Annotated in this window: 13 protein-coding genes; 8 read left to right on the forward strand and 5 right to left on the reverse strand. The window is 66.3% G+C overall.

The window, feature by feature from the left end; all coding sequences use genetic code 11:
• Positions 1-43 precede the first annotated feature (43 nt).
• From IEY28_RS14790 to IEY28_RS14800, 3 genes are all read left to right on the forward strand, one after another.
• Entirely contained in the window at positions 44-1312 is a 1269-nt protein-coding gene (locus tag IEY28_RS14790; protein WP_188999360.1) for a hypothetical protein, read from the forward strand.
• Positions 1313-1418: 106 nt separating this feature from the next.
• Positions 1419-1778, forward strand: a complete 360-nt coding sequence (locus IEY28_RS14795) for an ArsR/SmtB family transcription factor (protein ID WP_188999363.1) — start codon at positions 1419-1421, stop codon at positions 1776-1778.
• A 1-nt stretch (position 1779) separates the two neighbouring features.
• Entirely contained in the window at positions 1780-2112 is a 333-nt protein-coding gene (locus IEY28_RS14800) for a DUF7521 family protein (protein ID WP_188999367.1), read from the forward strand.
• Positions 2113-2180: 68 nt separating this feature from the next.
• Here the strand turns inward: IEY28_RS14800 and IEY28_RS14805 are convergent, their stop codons facing one another.
• Positions 2181-2402 carry a hypothetical protein gene (locus IEY28_RS14805; RefSeq protein ID WP_188999370.1) on the reverse strand — a complete coding sequence of 74 codons (222 nt, stop codon included), beginning with the start codon at positions 2400-2402 and terminating at the stop codon, positions 2181-2183.
• A gap of 163 nt (positions 2403-2565) precedes the next feature.
• On the reverse strand, positions 2566-3099 hold the full coding sequence (locus tag IEY28_RS14810) for a 50S ribosomal protein L16 (RefSeq protein ID WP_166968141.1): 534 nt from the start codon (positions 3097-3099) through the stop codon (positions 2566-2568).
• A gap of 172 nt (positions 3100-3271) precedes the next feature.
• Between IEY28_RS14810 and IEY28_RS14815 the strand changes: the two genes are divergently transcribed.
• Positions 3272-4270, forward strand: coding sequence for a glutathione S-transferase family protein (locus IEY28_RS14815; RefSeq protein WP_188999373.1), 999 nt, complete (start codon positions 3272-3274; stop codon positions 4268-4270).
• Between the two features lie 78 nt (positions 4271-4348).
• Positions 4349-4849: a type IV pilin domain-containing protein gene (locus tag IEY28_RS14820; protein ID WP_188999376.1), complete on the forward strand. Its 501-nt coding sequence runs from the start codon at positions 4349-4351 to the stop codon at positions 4847-4849.
• On the opposite strand, the gene IEY28_RS14825 is transcribed toward IEY28_RS14820, so the two are convergent.
• Positions 4846-5895, reverse strand: a complete 1050-nt coding sequence (locus tag IEY28_RS14825) for a TrmB family transcriptional regulator (protein ID WP_188999380.1) — start codon at positions 5893-5895, stop codon at positions 4846-4848. The two genes, IEY28_RS14820 and IEY28_RS14825, sit on opposite strands and share 4 nt — an antisense overlap.
• Positions 5896-6030: 135 nt before the next feature.
• Between IEY28_RS14825 and IEY28_RS14830 the strand changes: the two genes are divergently transcribed.
• Both IEY28_RS14830 and IEY28_RS14835 read left to right on the forward strand, forming a co-directional pair.
• The gene (locus tag IEY28_RS14830; RefSeq protein WP_188999382.1) at positions 6031-8430 is read left to right on the forward strand and encodes a glycoside hydrolase family 15 protein; all 2400 of its coding nucleotides are present in this window, start codon (positions 6031-6033) and stop codon (positions 8428-8430) included.
• Positions 8431-8509: 79 nt separating this feature from the next.
• Positions 8510-10519, forward strand: coding sequence for a DUF7997 domain-containing protein (locus IEY28_RS14835; RefSeq protein WP_188999385.1), 2010 nt, complete (start codon positions 8510-8512; stop codon positions 10517-10519).
• A gap of 221 nt (positions 10520-10740) precedes the next feature.
• Here the strand turns inward: IEY28_RS14835 and IEY28_RS14840 are convergent, their stop codons facing one another.
• The gene (locus IEY28_RS14840; protein WP_188999387.1) at positions 10741-11907 is read right to left on the reverse strand and encodes an ABC transporter ATP-binding protein; all 1167 of its coding nucleotides are present in this window, start codon (positions 11905-11907) and stop codon (positions 10741-10743) included.
• A gap of 172 nt (positions 11908-12079) precedes the next feature.
• Positions 12080-14149 carry an alpha-amylase family glycosyl hydrolase gene (locus IEY28_RS14845; RefSeq protein WP_188999391.1) on the reverse strand — a complete coding sequence of 690 codons (2070 nt, stop codon included), beginning with the start codon at positions 14147-14149 and terminating at the stop codon, positions 12080-12082.
• Positions 14150-14443: 294 nt separating this feature from the next.
• Between IEY28_RS14845 and IEY28_RS14850 the strand changes: the two genes are divergently transcribed.
• Positions 14444-15709: an extracellular solute-binding protein gene (locus IEY28_RS14850; RefSeq protein WP_188999395.1), complete on the forward strand. Its 1266-nt coding sequence runs from the start codon at positions 14444-14446 to the stop codon at positions 15707-15709.
• Positions 15710-15714 lie beyond the last annotated feature (5 nt).

The raw sequence follows: 15714 nt of genomic DNA on the forward strand, positions 1-15714 counted from the left end.
CTTCCGCTCGTTTGCAGCGCGTTGCGGGCCATCCGGTCGTATGATGTCCGAGGCGTGTCTCCAGACAGACACAGCGATGAGCGACGACACGACATCACCCTCCGACGAACGGACACGCCGTGGGTTTCTCCGGGCCGGTACCGCGACGCTCGCGGTCGGAGCCACAGCGAGCACCACGGGGTGTCTGTCCAGCCTCCCCCCGCTCGGCAGTTCGCTCTCTTACGGCCGCCTCGACGTTCCACCGGCGGACGAACCGGCGTACCGACGGTGGCTCCCCACCCCCGATGCGTTCGAGACGCGCTACGACGACGGCTACAGTTTCGGGTCCGTCGAACCCGGCCCATACGTCGCCGACGCGCCCCGGAAGTTCCGGGCCCGACGCGCCTTGTTCAAGCTCGAACCGGATTACTTCGGCATCGGGTTCGAGAACTACGACCGCATGGTCACGTCGAACCTCGGCGTCGTCGTCGAAGCGTCGTTCGACCGCGACGCCGTGGCGTCGACACTCATCGGGAGCGGCTACGCTCCCGACGGGACCTACCGGGGGTACGACCTGTTCGCTCGCAGGGACACCGAGCGACGGGTCGCCGTCGGCGACGGCGTCGTCGTCTGGACCAACGCGGTGGAACATCCGGCGGCGAATCTGGAACTCCTGATCGACACCGGTGCCGGCGACCGAACGCGGTATCACGAGGCCAGCGACGCGTTCGCGGCGGTCAGTGCCGCCGTCGGCGCGAGCAGACAGGTCATCGCAGGGCCGTACAGCATGGACCCCCGCGGCGACTCGGAGTTCGGTGCCGACGCGTTTAGACTGGGCGACGACGCGACGTATCAGGTGCTCGCCATGCACTTCGCCGCGGGCCGGACGCCAACGCAGGAGTCACTCGAATCGGCCTTCCGCGAGAGCTACCGACTGACCGAGGAGAGTCAGGGAGCGGAGATCACGGTCGACGGCCGCCTCGCCACCGTCGAGGCGCGGGCGCCGCGCCGGGAAAGCGTCGACCCGACACCGGACGTGGACCCACCGCAGGTCACGTGGGGCGCATCGACCGACGCGGGCGTAGAGGCACTGACGCTCCGACACGAGGCCGGAGACGCCGTCCCGGCCGAGTGGCTCTGGCTCGATTTCGAGGACGGAGCAGGTCCCAACGAGGTGGAGAAGATCTCGCTGTGGCCGGACCGCGAGACGGTCGAACCGGGTGACACCACCACCGTCGACCTTCGCGACCACGGCGACCCCTCGGCGGTCAACGTCGTGCTGTCGAGCGGTGGGACCGATTTCAGGATGCTGTTCACCTACGAACTGGAGTGAGACCGTGACGCTGACCGACACCGGGCTCCCGCCCGTCGGACGAGCGAACGCATCGCGACGGAGTCCAGAGCGACGAACCCATGCGAACGACATTTATCACCCCGGTATGACGGATGAGTCTGTGACCGAGGACGCCGACCTCTCTACGGTCGTCGACCTGTTGGACGACGACCACGCCCGGACGATTCTCGTCGCGACGAGCGCCGAACCGCGGTCGGCCAGCGAACTCAGCGACCGCTGTGGCGTCTCCGTCTCGACCATCTATCGGCGCGTCGATCGGCTGACGGCGGCAGACCTCCTCGAAGAGCAGACCCGACCCAGAGCCGACGGCCACCACGACACCGTCTACGTCTCGACGCTAGAGCGGTTCGAACTCGCCATCCGCGACGGGGACCTGACGTGGCGCATCGAGCGGCGGGGTGAGGACGTGGCCGATCAGTTGAGCCGCCTGTGGGGGAACTTCTGAGATGGCTCCGTTCGCCGCTCCCGTCGGCCTCCTCGCCGGCGTCGCCGCCACCGGGTCGGCCGTCGTCGGCCTCTATATCGGCTATCACGCCTACCGCGGCCTCCGGCGGAACGACGACCCGTCGATGCGGTACCTCTCGGTCGGGATGTTACTGCTGTTCGGCCTCGCGTACGCGCTGGCGGTGGCCGGACAGGGACTCATCGCGTTTCGCGTCGTCTCCATCCAGTACCAACCAGTCATTCGACTGGTCGTCCGGATGGTGCAGCTCGTCGGCCTCCTGAGCATCGCTTACTCGCTTCGTATCGCGACCACCCGCCGGTCGCCGACCGAGTGACGGGACCGACCAGTCCTCACGACCGTGTGCTGACAGCGTCGAAACGCCGAGGGACGACCGCGTTCGGGCTATGCGTCCGCTGTGTCCGCCTCGCTGTGACCGCCACCCCGACCCCGGAGCAACACCCATAGCACGATGACGGCACCCTCGATCCGTGCCACGCTGTACACCCACGGTTTGAGTTCGACGTCGCCGTCTTCGGCCGCGAGGTCCATCCAGAAGTCGACCATCTTCCGAGGCGCGGCCAGTTCGAGCAGTCCGACCGCGAGCAGCAGTAGTCTGAGTACCATACCTCACGGTACGACATGTTGCCTCAATACTATTTCGGCGGTGCCGCCTGCCTCGTGTGACCCTCGGCGAGTCAGTGACAGTCAAACGACGTATCAGTGCAACCGCTAAGCGCAAAGTGCAGTCGTCCGGGTGGACGACCAGCGTGAGAAAGCCGTCGCGGCGTTACGCGATGAGCAGTTCCTCGCCGCGCTCGACCTTGATGCGGCAGGAGGGCGTGATCTTGTTGTAGGCACGGCGGAACGCCTCTTTGACGTGTTCGGCGTCCTCGACGTTGCAGTAGGCCGTAAAGAGCTGTTCGCCGGCCTGTACGCGGGCGGCGGTGCCGACGATCTTCCCGAAGGCCTGTCGCATCCCGTCGGAGACACGGTCGGCCCCGGCACCGGTCGCCTGCTTGTTCTCGCGCAGGACCTGGTGGGGGAACTTCCGCAGCGTCATCCGGTAGTCACCCTCCTCACCGATTTCCTTGATGAGGTGGCGGTTGGCCGACAGGCGCGAGGCTTCGAGCGAGCCGTGACGGAGCTGGACCGACTCCTCGACGATGAGGCTAATCTGGACGGGGTAGTCGTCTTTCTCGGCCGTCTTGCGACCCATCTCGTGCTGTGCGATCTTCGAACCAGGGATGCCCGTGATGTACTCGCGTCGGGTGTACGAGGGCTTGTCGATGTCCCGGTACATCGAGGCAGGTTTGTCCGACATAGGTACTCTTGGCGAATACGTGGCCGAGCGACCTGATAAGGGCTTCGAAGGGCAGGCGGGCAAGTGGGTCAGACCCACACACTACACAGCGGCCCAGAGACGGTCGTCTGGGGTGACACGGATGTTACCTCGCTCGGGTGTTTATCCGGTTCGAGCGCTAACGAAGGATACCATGAACATGCTCGTCGACGGCGAGTGGCGAACAGACGCCTACCAGAGTACGAACGAGGACGGAGAGTTCGACCGGCAAGACACGACGTTTCGGGATCGAATCGAGGACGACCCGGACGCACGCTTCCAGCCGGAAGCGGGCCGCTATCACCTCTACGTCTCGCTCGCGTGCCCGTGGGCCCACCGCACGCTCCTCGTTCGCGCGCTCAAGGGGCTGACGGACGCCATCAGCGTCGACGTCGTGGACCCGTACCGCGGGGACGACGGCTGGCAGTTCACCCCCGAGAAGGAGGGCTGTACCGAGGACTCGCTGTACGGCGCCGACTACCTCCGCGAACTGTACGTGAAAGCCGACCCCGACGCCACCTGCCGCGTGACGGTCCCCGTCCTCTGGGACAAACAGGAGGAGACCATCGTCAACAACGAGTCCGAGGAGATACTCCGGATGCTCGACACGGCGTTCGACGGCGTCGCCGCGAGCGACGTGGATCTCTACCCCGACGGGTATCAGGACGAGGTAGACCGCATCATCGACGACATCTACGACCCCATCAACAACGGCGTCTACCGCGCCGGGTTCGCGAACACGCAGGACGCCTACGACGACGCCGTCGAGGAGTTGTTCGACGCGCTCGACCACTGGGACTCGGTGCTGGAAGACCAGCGCTACCTCGCCGGTGACCGCCTGACCGAGGCGGACATCTGCATGTTCACGACGCTGGTGCGTTTCGACGAGGTGTACCACACCCACTTCCAGTGCAACCACCAGTTCATCCGGGAGTACGACAACCTCTGGCCGTACCTTCGCGACCTGTATCAGACGCCCGGTGTGGCCGAGACGGTGGACATGGACCACATCACGGAACACTACTACACCACCCACCCGGACGTCAGCCCGAAGCGCATCATTCCGGTGGGGCCCGACCCCGACTTCGAGGCGGCCCACGACCGGGACGAACTGCCCGGCGGCGTCCCCGAGGACCTGCTCGCGACCGTCTAATCGCGCGCTTGCGGTGGCCGGTATCGAGCGACGGAGCGATGCGAGCCCTTTTTCAGTCGAGTGAGAGAGGGTGTGGGTATGGAACGGGGGAAATCCCGGGGTGTCAGTCCAGTCATCGGCGTAGTCCTCGTGGTCGCCATCGTGGTCGTACTGGCGGCGACGGTCGGGGCCTACCTCGTCGCGTTCAGCGACGAGCAACCCACACGGGCACCCCAGACCGCTGTCGTCGCCGACTACAGCGAGCGGACGACGGGGAACGGACAGTACCTGAACCTGAGCTTCGAGAGCGGAGAGACGCTGACTCGTGACCGACTCTCGCTCGCGTTCTCGGGTGCGAGAGACTCGGACGGCAACGCCGCACCGCTGACCGGTGACCCGCTGGGAACACAGGCGCCGACGACCATCGGGTCGGGCGTCGAGATATCGATTCACGCCGACCACTTCGACGAAGTCGACACCGGGGCTGGGGAACACCTCGACCTGAACGAGGCGGCGGTCCGATTGATCTGGGACCCGAAACCGTCGACAGAGAGCGAGACGTACGTCGTCTACCGGTGGCCGGACCCGAGTCGGCGTTAGGGTTCCGAGAGCGTGACCTCGTCGGCCTCGTAGTCCTCGATGAACGACCCGGGGCCGCCGATGGTCACCGTCTTCTCACCGGTGTCGACGACGAGCGTGTGTTCGATGGGGTAGGCGTTGGTCTGTGGTTCGGCGAGCCCCTGTCGGGTGTCGACGACCGTTCCCTCGATAGTGCCAGGGTCGTCGGCGGCCTGCACCGGGTGGACGGTGGCGGTGACGTACACCGGTTCGTCCGCCCGAAGGCGGAGCGTCGCCTCCAGAACCGGCTGACGGAAGTTCCGATACGTGGCCGGGAGGGCGCGCGGTTCGGCGACGTATATCTCGCTCGACATCGGCCAGTAGTTCCCGAGGAACGACCCCGAGAGCACGGGAACGAGTTGCTCCTGGACGAAGGCGATAGCGCGCTGGTCGGAGTTCGACCGGATGATGATGTCCGCGGGCGCGACCAGTCCGAACTGGCCGTCGACGGTGAGCATGATGGGCATCTCCTGGTCCCACGCCCGTGCGACCGAGGCCATCCCCGCCACGTCGTCGCCGTCGACGTCCGTCGCGCTGCTGACGACGAGAAGAACGAGGACCCCGCGGTCGACGGCCGCCTCCAGTTCGTCGGCTATCTCGGGGAGGTACTGCTGTGGTACCGACAGCATGACCTCGTTCTCGGCGTTGGCGAGGTACTCGGTGAGCCGTTTGACCACCGTGACGCGGGACTTGATGACGTCGAACTGCTGCGTGCGGCGTTCCGTATCGGAGAACCGCTCGTCGAGTGCCGTCTCCATCTCCTCTAGCTGGTCCGAGAGCGCCGCGATGACCTCCGAGGGCGGGCGGGCGCGTATCGTCGTCGGGACGACGTGGTCGTTGACCTCGACGAACCCACGCTTCTCGAGCGATTCGCTGATACTGTAGACGTACCGCTTCGAGACACCAGTGTCGTCGGCGATTTCGCTGGCCTTCGCCTCCCCGTTCTGGAGTATAGAGAGATACGTATCCACCTCCTTCTCCGAGAGCCCCAACTGTGTGAGCCTGTCCGCGAGCGTCGAATCGTCCATGCTAATTTATCATCGCCACTGTGGCAAGTAATTTGGTTCGGTCCCATCTGGGCCGTTGCTGCCCCGAAGATGATAGTTGTAATAATTCATTACAACTTGAGAAACCATTAAGGTACTGGTCGTGCAGGGTCCCGTATGACACAGCGAGAGGTTCCGACTGCCACGGCGGACGCGACGTGGACGGTCGGTGAGAAGTACGGGTTCGGCACCGTCTGTGACCACGACGACGTCGACCCGTCCCGAGTCTGGTATACGTTGACCGAGGGCGCCGTCACCGAAGTTCGGTTCCCCCGCATCGACGTGATGAACGTCCGCGAACTCGACTTCCTGATCACCGACGGCGAGGGGTACGCCGTCCGGACCTTCCGGGAGCGGCGCGACCTGCCAGACACCGTCGAACGGTCGGCGGAAGCGGTCGGTGAGGACGCACTCCTCTTTCGACAGACCGCGCGACCGACCGACGACCACGACTGGACGCTGACCGTCGACCACGCGACACACCCCGGCGAGGACGCCCTCCTCCTCGACGTCGACTTCGAGGGCGAGGGGTACGACCTCCACGTCGTCGTCGACCCGGCGCTGTCCGCACACGCCGATCACGACGTCGCACGTGCCCGCGGGGACGCCCTGTTGGCCGCTCACGACCGACCCGCCGACGCCGACCCCGTCTTCCTGTACGAGAACGGCGATCCGATAGACGTGGGGATGGCGCTTTCGAGCGCCGACGGATTCGACTGGACCACCGCCGACGTCCGCGAGGGCGACGTCGAGACGGCGCTACTGGAGACCGGGTCGACCGACGCACGCCACGCCAAAGCCCGTGGCAACGTCGTCCTCGCCGGGACGCTGTCCAGTCACGACACCACGCTGGCGCTCGGGTTCGCCGAGGACAGCGACGACGAGGCCGCACTGGTGGCCGCCGATGCCGCCCTCGACGACGCGTTCGAAGACGTCCGTGCCGCCTACGCCGACTCGTGGGCGGCCTACCTCGACGAGGTGGCGGTGCCCGACAGCGTCGTCGGTGACGACGACCTGCTGGCTCAGTACAAGACCGCCGTGATGGTGATGAAAGCCGCCGACTCCAAGCAGTTCCCCGGTGCCGGCATCGCCTCCCCCTCGGTCCCGTGGGGCGACGCCGTCGACGCCAACGACCCCATCGACTACGGCTACAACTACGTCTGGCCGCGGGACCTCTATCAGGCGTACACCGCCTTCGACGCGATGGGCGACGTCCAGAGCGCCATCGACGCCACCGAGTACGTCTATGCGTACCAGCAGGACGACGACGGCTTCTTCCCGCAGAACACGTTCCTCGACGGCCGCACCCGCTGGGGCGGCGAGCAGATGGACGAGATAGCCTTCCCGCAGGTGATGGCCCAGCAACTGAAAGCGCGCCACGGCTACGGCCTCGACGAGGCGGGCTACGGCTACGAGAACGTCCGCCGCTCCAGCGACTACGTGGTCGCCACCGGCCCCCACACCCAACAGGAACGCTGGGAGGAGGAACCCGGCTACTCCCCGTCGACGACGGCCGCCGAGATAGCCGGCCTCGTCTGTGCCGCCGACCTCGCTCTCGACGCCGGCGAATCCGCCGACGCCATCGCCTATCTCGGCGTGGCCGACCACTGGGTCGACCGACTGGAGGACTGGCACGCGACGACGACGGGCACCGAGAAACACACGAACACGCCGTACTACGTGCGCATCACCGACGAAGGCAATCCCGACGACGGCGAACTCCGCACCCACAACAACGGCGGCGGAACCCTCGACGAACGCAACATCATGGACGGCGGGTTCCTCGAACTCGTCCGTCTGGGCGTCCTGCCCGCCGACGACGAGACCGTCCGGAACACCGTCACGGAGTACGACGGCGACATCATGGTCGAGACGCCTCACGGCCCCGCGTGGTACCGCTACACCGGCGACGGCTACGGCGAGAAGCGGGTCCAACCCGGCGCGCCGTGGATGCCGGACGAGACCGGCAAAGGTCGCCTCTGGCCGTTCTTCACCGGCGAGCGCGGCGAGTACGAACTCCTGCTGGACGACCCGACCTTCGACCCCGAGGGTCTGCTGGAGACGCTCGGCGCCTTCGCCAACGACGGACGGATGCTCCCCGAACAGGTGTGGGACGAGGCCGGCGAGAACGACTTCGATTGGGCGTTCGGGTCGGGCACGTCGAGTGCGACGCCGCTGTCGTGGACCAACGCCCAGTTCGTCCGCCTCGCGTGGAGTATCGACGCGGGCGAACCCGTCGAGACGCCCGCCGTCGTCCGCGAGCGGTACGGCGGGTCGACCCCTACCGACGGTCCTAACCTCGACGTGACCATCGACCGCGAGGGCGACAGCGCTCGCGTCACCGGCCACACCGACGGCGACGACCTCGTCGTGAAAACACAGACCGAGACGGTACACGTCTCGGGCGGCGACGTCGACGTCACCGCCGCGGCCGAGGCCGACGCGCGCGTCACCGTCGTCGCGGCGAGCGGGAGCCTCCCCGCCGCCGAGACAACTATCGCGTACGAGCGGGTCTGAACGGGCCGACGATCGCCGGTGTAAGTGCGAAAAATAATTACACCATATTTTATGGTGGAGGGCGTGTTGCTTAGTGGCAATGACGCTCCGGACATCGCTAGACGACTTCAAACGCCACCGGGACGCAGACCGGAAGTTTCCCGGAGAACTTCGTTCTACGACAGGCCTCTTCGCCGGGCAGGACGACCGCCTCGTGCACGTCGACGCCGACGGCTCACTGCAGGACTACTCCTATCCGCTCAGTGGTCTCTCGGGCATCGATGCATCTCGCTTCGGGGTAGGAGACACCTGGTTCGACGGCGACGCCGACCAGCGCTACCGCGGTGAGACGGGCGTCGTCGAGACGGTCCACGACGAGGGCGCGTGGCAGGTCGTCCAGCAGGACCTGACGCTCGGCCGCGCGCACGTCACGCGATTCGAACTCGAGGGCGACGCGCCGACGGACCTCGACCTCCGAGCGTACGTCCGGTTCGCCCCGGACGGCCGCGAGGGCCAGACGAGTCTGCTGGTCCACGACGACGCCGTCGAGGCCTACCACCGCCGCGAACACGACTACGTCGGCGTCTCGACCGACCTGTCGGCGGTCCACGGCCAGATTCCCGAACGGTTCGAGGAACTCGTCGACGACGACCCCGTGGAGTTCCCGCGGACGACCGACGAAGAGCGCTACGAGGACGAGGTGATGACGGCCGGTGCGCTCGTCACCGCGCCCTTCGAGGACGGCAGCGTCACCCTCGTCACCGTCCTCGCCGAGCGCGGCGAGACCGACCGCGAGACCGTGCTGTCGAGGCTCGATAGCCTCACGGGCGAGTACGCCGACGGCTCGGCGCTTGCCAGCGCGAACGCGGACCGGCGCGAGTGGGCCGTGCCACAGACGGCCGCTCACCGCGAGACGGTCGTCGACGACCTGCGCGTCGTCTCCATGCTGTCGGCCGAGAACGGCGCCCGCATCGCCGGCCCGGACTTCGACCCGTTCTACGTCACCTCCGGCGGGTACGGCTACACGTGGTTCCGCGACGACGCCGAAATCTCCCGGTTCCTGCTCGACGGAAGCGAGAGCCTCGGCGTCGACCTGACCCACTGGCACCAGCGCTCGGCCGAGTTCTACTGCCGGACCCAACTGGACGACGGGAGTTGGCCACACCGCGTCTGGCCCGGCGACGAGACGCTCGCTCCGGGGTGGGCCAACGCCCGCATCGAGAGCGGCGCGGACACGGACTATCAGGCCGACCAGAGCGGCAGCGTCGCGGGCTTTCTCGCGACGTTCCTGCGAACCGGCGAGCCAGACGACCCCGAACGTATCGAGGCCGCCATCGAACAGGCCGTCGAGAGCTTAGACGACACGCTGGAAGCCGACGGTCTCCCCATCGCCTGCCAGAACGCCTGGGAGAACATGCAGGGTCGGTTCGTCCACACAGCCGCTACCTTCCTCCACGCCTACGCCGCCGTCGCCCGGGCACCGGTGTCGACCGACCTCCGCGACCACGCGCGGGCACAGGCCGACACCGTCCTCGAGGGCCTCGACCGCCTGTGGACCGGCGAGCACTACGCCCTGCGGGAACACGAGGGCGAACTGGACGAGCGCCTCGACTCCGGGTCGTTGGCGCTGCCCGCCGCGATGCGCGAGTACGCCGAAGTCGCGCCGCTCTCCGACGAGACGGTCGACCGCCTCGTGACCCACGTCGAGGCGACGCTCTCCGGCCTCGAACGCGAAACGGACGCCATCCGTGGTCTCGTCCGCTTCGAGGAGGACGACTGGCGACAGCACGGACAGGGCGCCGAGAAGGTGTGGACCGTCTCGACGGCGTGGGGCGCGAACGCGGCCGCCGAACTCGGCAGCCTCCTCTGCGACCGCGACGACGACCGAGCGGCCGACGCCTTCGACCGGTCGCGTGACTTGCTCGGCGAGATTCTGCCCGGCGGGTCGCTCATCCGACAGGGCGGCTACCTCCCCGAGCAACTGTTCGACGACGGGACGCCCGACTCCGCGACGCCGCTGGGGTGGCCCCACGCGCTTCGGCTGGCGACCATCGCCCACCTCGACGAGGCGGACGAACTGCGGGTCGAAACGGCAGAAGTAGCGGAGTGAGCGAGGCCCCGAGCGCGAGAGACCTCGGGGGACGAACGACCCGTAGCGCAGGGACGAGGAGCGCGACTGAACGGCCCGGCCCGCCGTCGCGGCGCGGTGAGCGTAGGGAACCACAGAACAGTAGCGCGATTCGCAGCGAAGTGCGGCGACTACAGGGGTCGCGGTAGCGACGCACTCGAACGACCGAACAGGTCGCGTACGGACGGCAGAGCCGCGAGTCGTTACTGGGTCGGCGTTACCGGTTCGGCGTCGGCCGCCGTGACGGCATCGCCCGTCTCGACGTCGAACAGATGGACGGAGTCCTCGTCGAAGGCGATCTGTATCACGTCGCCGACTTCGGGTTCGATGTCGGCCGGGACGCGGGCGATGAAGTCCGGGGCGTCTTCGGTATCGAACGACCGGGACTCCGTGCCGAGGTCGAGATAGAGGTAGTTGTCGCTGCCGATGGGTTCGACGACGTCGACCGTCGACGGGATGGTGTCGGCCCCGGGAGCGTCGCTGACGGCGACGTGTTCGGGGCGGATGCCCAGTACGTACGAACCACCGGCGATGTCGCCGAAGGCGCTGGCCCGACCCGAGGTCAGGTCGTAGGAGAAGCTCCCGTCGGCCCCCTTGAGGCGGACGCCGCCGTCGAAGGGGTCGGCCTCGACGTCGACGAAGTTCATCGACGGCGAGCCGACGAACCCGGCGACGAACTGATTGGTGGGGTTCTGGTACACGTCCGTGGGTTTGCCAGTCTGCTGGAGTTCCCCGTCGTTGAGGATGACGATGCGGTCGCCCATCGTCATCGCTTCCTCCTGATCGTGGGTGACGTACACCGAGGTGATGTCCAGTTCCTCCTGGAGGCGCTGGATCTCGGTGCGCATCGTCGTCCGGAGTTTCGCGTCGAGGTTCGAGAGCGGTTCGTCGAAGAGGAACACGTCGGGTTCGCGGACGATGGCGCGACCCAGCGCGACGCGCTGTTTCTGCCCGCCGGAGAGTTCGCCGGGCGTGTCGTCCAGTAGGTCTTCGATGCCCATCATCTCGGCGGCGTCGTACACCTTCTCCTCGCGCTCTTGGGCGGACATGTCGGTGCTCATCCGGAGGCCGAAGGCCATGTTCTGCTGGATGGTCTTGTGCGGGTACAGCGCGTAGTTCTGGAACACCATCGCCACGTCACGGTGGCGCGCGTGGACGTCGGTGATGTCCGTGCCGCCGACGTGGATGCGACCGCTCGTGGGTCGTTCCAGTCCGGCTATCATCCGCAACGTCGTCGACTTCCCACACCCGGACGGTCCGACCACCGTCACGAACTCCCCGTCCTCGATTTCGAGGTTCAGGTCGTCGACCGCGACGATAGATCCGCCGTCGAACTCCTTGCGAAGCGATTTCAGTTCGAGACTCGCCATTACTCCCTGTGTACGTGTCCCGCATGATAAATGTTCCCCAAAACTTCGAATTTGTGATGGAAAATTTCGTAGACTTTTTTCCGAGCGTCCGGCGGGAAGCCAGTAGCAGAAGACCGACAGGCAGTGACCGACACCGAAAACCGAGCAGACGACGGCAGAATCCGCGGTCTCGTTACCCCTCGACCCGCGTCACGACGACGTCGGCCACCCGCAGACCGTCGTCGGTCGTGACGTCCGTCGCCGAGAGCAGGTCGTGGCCCGTCACGTCCGCGTCGAGCGCCACCGTCGCGTCCTCGACGGCGAAGTTCAGCACGACGGCCAGCGTCTCGTCACCGTCCGAGCGGGTGTAGGCGACCACCTTCTCGGCGTCGCCCTCTCTGACCGACCATCCGGCCGGGTCGACGCCGGGCGCACGGAGGGCGGCGTGGTCGTTCCGGAGGGCGACGAGGCGGCGGTGAAAGTCGGTCAGGGCGGCGTCGCCGTCGTGCCACCGCATGGTTCCGCGCTGGTCCTCGACGCCGCGTTCCTGCCCGTAGTAGATCATCGGCGCGCCGGGGACGGTAAACGTCGCGCCGACGGCGGCCCGCAGGGGCGTCTCGCCGCACTCGTCCCGGTAGCGGTCCTCGTCGTGGTTCTCGACGTAACGCATGTGGACCGAGCGGTCGGGGTACCCCCGCCGCGGCGACAGTTCGAGGGCGTCGAACAGCGCCGTCGCCGGTGCCTCGCCGTTCCCGATGTCTCTGAGGGTGAAATAAAAGTCCGTGTCGTAGTGGACGTCGAACTCGTTCTCGCGGAAACTCGGGTCCCGGGGGACCGTCTCATCGAGCAGGAGGAAGTCCGAGTTCTCGGCTTTCAACCGTTCGCGAACCTCTTTCCAGAAGCCGTGGGGGACGCCCCACGCCACGTCACAGCGGAAGCCGTCGACTTCGCCGGCCCACTCGTCGACCACGTCGAGCATCCACCGACGGACGTCGAGCGAGTCGTAGTTCACGTTGGGGATTTTCGTCCAGTTGAAGTACAGGCCGGCGGCGTCGTCGCCGGCCCAGTCGACGCCGGTGACGTTCTGCGATTCGGGAATCCGCTCGTAGTGGTCGGCGTACTCGGGGACGCCCGAACGGTGGAACTGGAAGTACGGGTGGTCCCGCGAAGTGTGGTTGATGACCAAATCGAAGACGACGCGGATGCCGGCGTCGTGGAGCGCATCGACCAGCGACGCGAACGCCTCGCGCGTGCCGAGGTCGTTTGCGGTGTCGAACAGGTCCGTGATGTGGTAGCCGTGCCGGGTCGGACTCTGGACGACGGGGGTGAACCACACCACGTCGACGCCGAGCGACTCGATGTAAGGGACCCGTCGCTCTATCTCTTCGAAAGACGTCTCGGCGATGTCGCCGACGAACTCGCGGACGAATATCTCGTAGATCGTAGCGTCGCTCGCCCACTCGGGGGCGTCGGCGGGTCGCTCGAAGGCAACGTCGTCGCCCGCGTGGATGGTCAGCGTATCGGCGATACTGTGCTGTTCGGCGACGGCGACGGCGTGGATTCGTGAGAGGACGGGGAGCGACTCGACCGGGACTCGCAGTTCGTCGCCAGCGATGGTCACGTCCGCGTCGGCGAGTGCGTCCCGGTCGTCGAGGTGGAACTCCACGTCGGGGTCGCTGCCCTCGGGTGCCGCGCGTGCGTCCGCCGAGACGACGACGGTGTCGCCCTCGCGTCGGCCCTGCAGTTCGACGCGGGGCCGGCCCGCGCCGTCGACGGTCACCTCGTCGTCGGCGAACGGATCGAACTCACCGTCGAACGCGAAGATGACGCTGTGAGTCCCCGGCGGCAGGTCCGTCTCGAAGACCCACTCGCCCTCGCGCTCCTCGGTGGCCCAGTGGGACCCCATCGTGAAGTCGTTGAACCGCCCCATGACGACACACTCCTCGGCGTCCGCGACGTCGTCGGGATCACCTTCCACGACGTCGTCGGCGGTGACGCTGAACCGGACCGCCTCGCGTGCGGAGGCCGGAAACGCCCTGACGGTCTGAGTGTGTGTCCCGTCGGGGGCGACGAGTTCGGCGCGGTAGGTTCCGGGCACGTCGGGTTCGAGGTGGACGACCGGACCATCGCCGAGTGAGACAGAACTGTCGTCGGGCGCGTCCGCGAGTCGCCACGTGAACGTGGCGTCGACGTCTGGTCGGCGTGGTGCCAGTTCGACGGATTCGTCGACCGTACAGAAGCGTGGTGGACCGGGGTGGTGCATACGCCATGGCTTGCCACCCCAGTATTTGATTGTTACTCTTGATTTCGACGTCTAGTGAAAGAGTTGGGAAAACGCCTAATCGCCCGCTTATACATTTGGAGAACAATTTCGTAGTATTTTTGTGCATGGAGGATCACGATGGATGTGAGCCGCTGTCACATCGTCGGGCGCGGTGACCGATTCCCGTTCTCTCGGCCTCTCACAGAGCCACAGCAGTCGGCCAGTATGTGATTATCGTTCGTTATCATCCGAATGATTTAAGTTGTGAAAGACTATTTCATCCATTATCCATCCATGACAATGGACCGCAGAACACTCATCAAGCACATCGGCGGCGTCGGTGCCGCGGCGGCACTCGCCGGCTGTAGCGTGCAGGAAGACACTGGTGACGGCAGCGGCTCGTCCGACGGCGAGTCCGGCGGCAGCACCGACAGTCAGGGACCAGCCGGCACGGCGACGGCCTGGTACTCGCTCAGCGAGAGCGAACTGGCTGTCCGCGAAGAGGTCCTTAGCACGTTCAACGAGCAGAGCCAACACACCATCGACGGGGCGGACATCTCAGACCTCAAGAAGAAGACGTCGAGCGCCATCCCGGCCGGCGAGGGACCGCAGATATTCGACTGGGCCCACGACTGGGCCGGCAACTCCTACGAGCAGGGGTTCGTCGTCGACCAGAGTGACGAGGTGTCGGTCAGCCTCGACACGTTCACCGAGACGGCCCAAAGCGCCGTCCAGTACGAGGGGAACCTCGTCGGCCTCCCGTACGGCGCCGAAACCGTGACCCCCATCGCCAACACGGACATCGTCGACTCGGTCCCCGAGTCCGTCGACGAGATGGTCTCGATGATGGAAGAACACCACGACCCGGACAACGGGCAGTACGGGCTTGCTTACCCCTTCGATCCGTACTTCACGAGCGCCTGGCTCCAGGCCTTCGGTGGCTACTACTTCGACCCGAGCGCCGAGGAACCACTCGGCATCAACAGCGAGGAGACCGTCCGTGGGCTGCAGTTCGCGCTTGACAACCTTGCGCCGTACATGCCAAACGACCCCAACTACGAACCGCAGGCCGCCGCCTTCGCCGAGGGCAACGCCGCGTTCACCATCAACGGGCCGTGGTCGCTGTCGGGTCTCAACAGCAACGACATCAGCTACGAGGTCTTCAGCTTCCCCGAGATGAGCGACGGGACCCCCAGCCCGTATACGGGCATCTCGGTCTGGTACTTCGCCAAGCCGATGGCCGACGGCGGCGCCGCCGCGAAGGCCGGTCGACAGTTCACCGAGTGGTTCGTCACCAACGAGGACCACCTCCTCAATCTGGCCAATGAACAGGGCGCGATTCCGGTGCTCTCCAGCCTCGTCGGCAGCAGCGACCTGCCCGCAGAGGTGCAGGCGTACTCCGAGTCCGCCGGGCAGGGCGTCCCGATGCCCAGCGACCCCCGTATGGGCGACGTCTGGGGTCCGGTCGAGAACGCACTCGTCTCGGCGTTCAACGGCGACGCCACTGCACAGAAGGCACTCGACAAAGCCGCAGAGCAGATCCGCAGCAACTGGGAGTAAGACCT

This window comes from Haloarcula pellucida, from assembly GCF_014647235.1.
In the GTDB taxonomy this organism is placed as follows: Archaea; Halobacteriota; Halobacteria; order Halobacteriales; family Haloarculaceae; genus Haloarcula; species Haloarcula pellucida.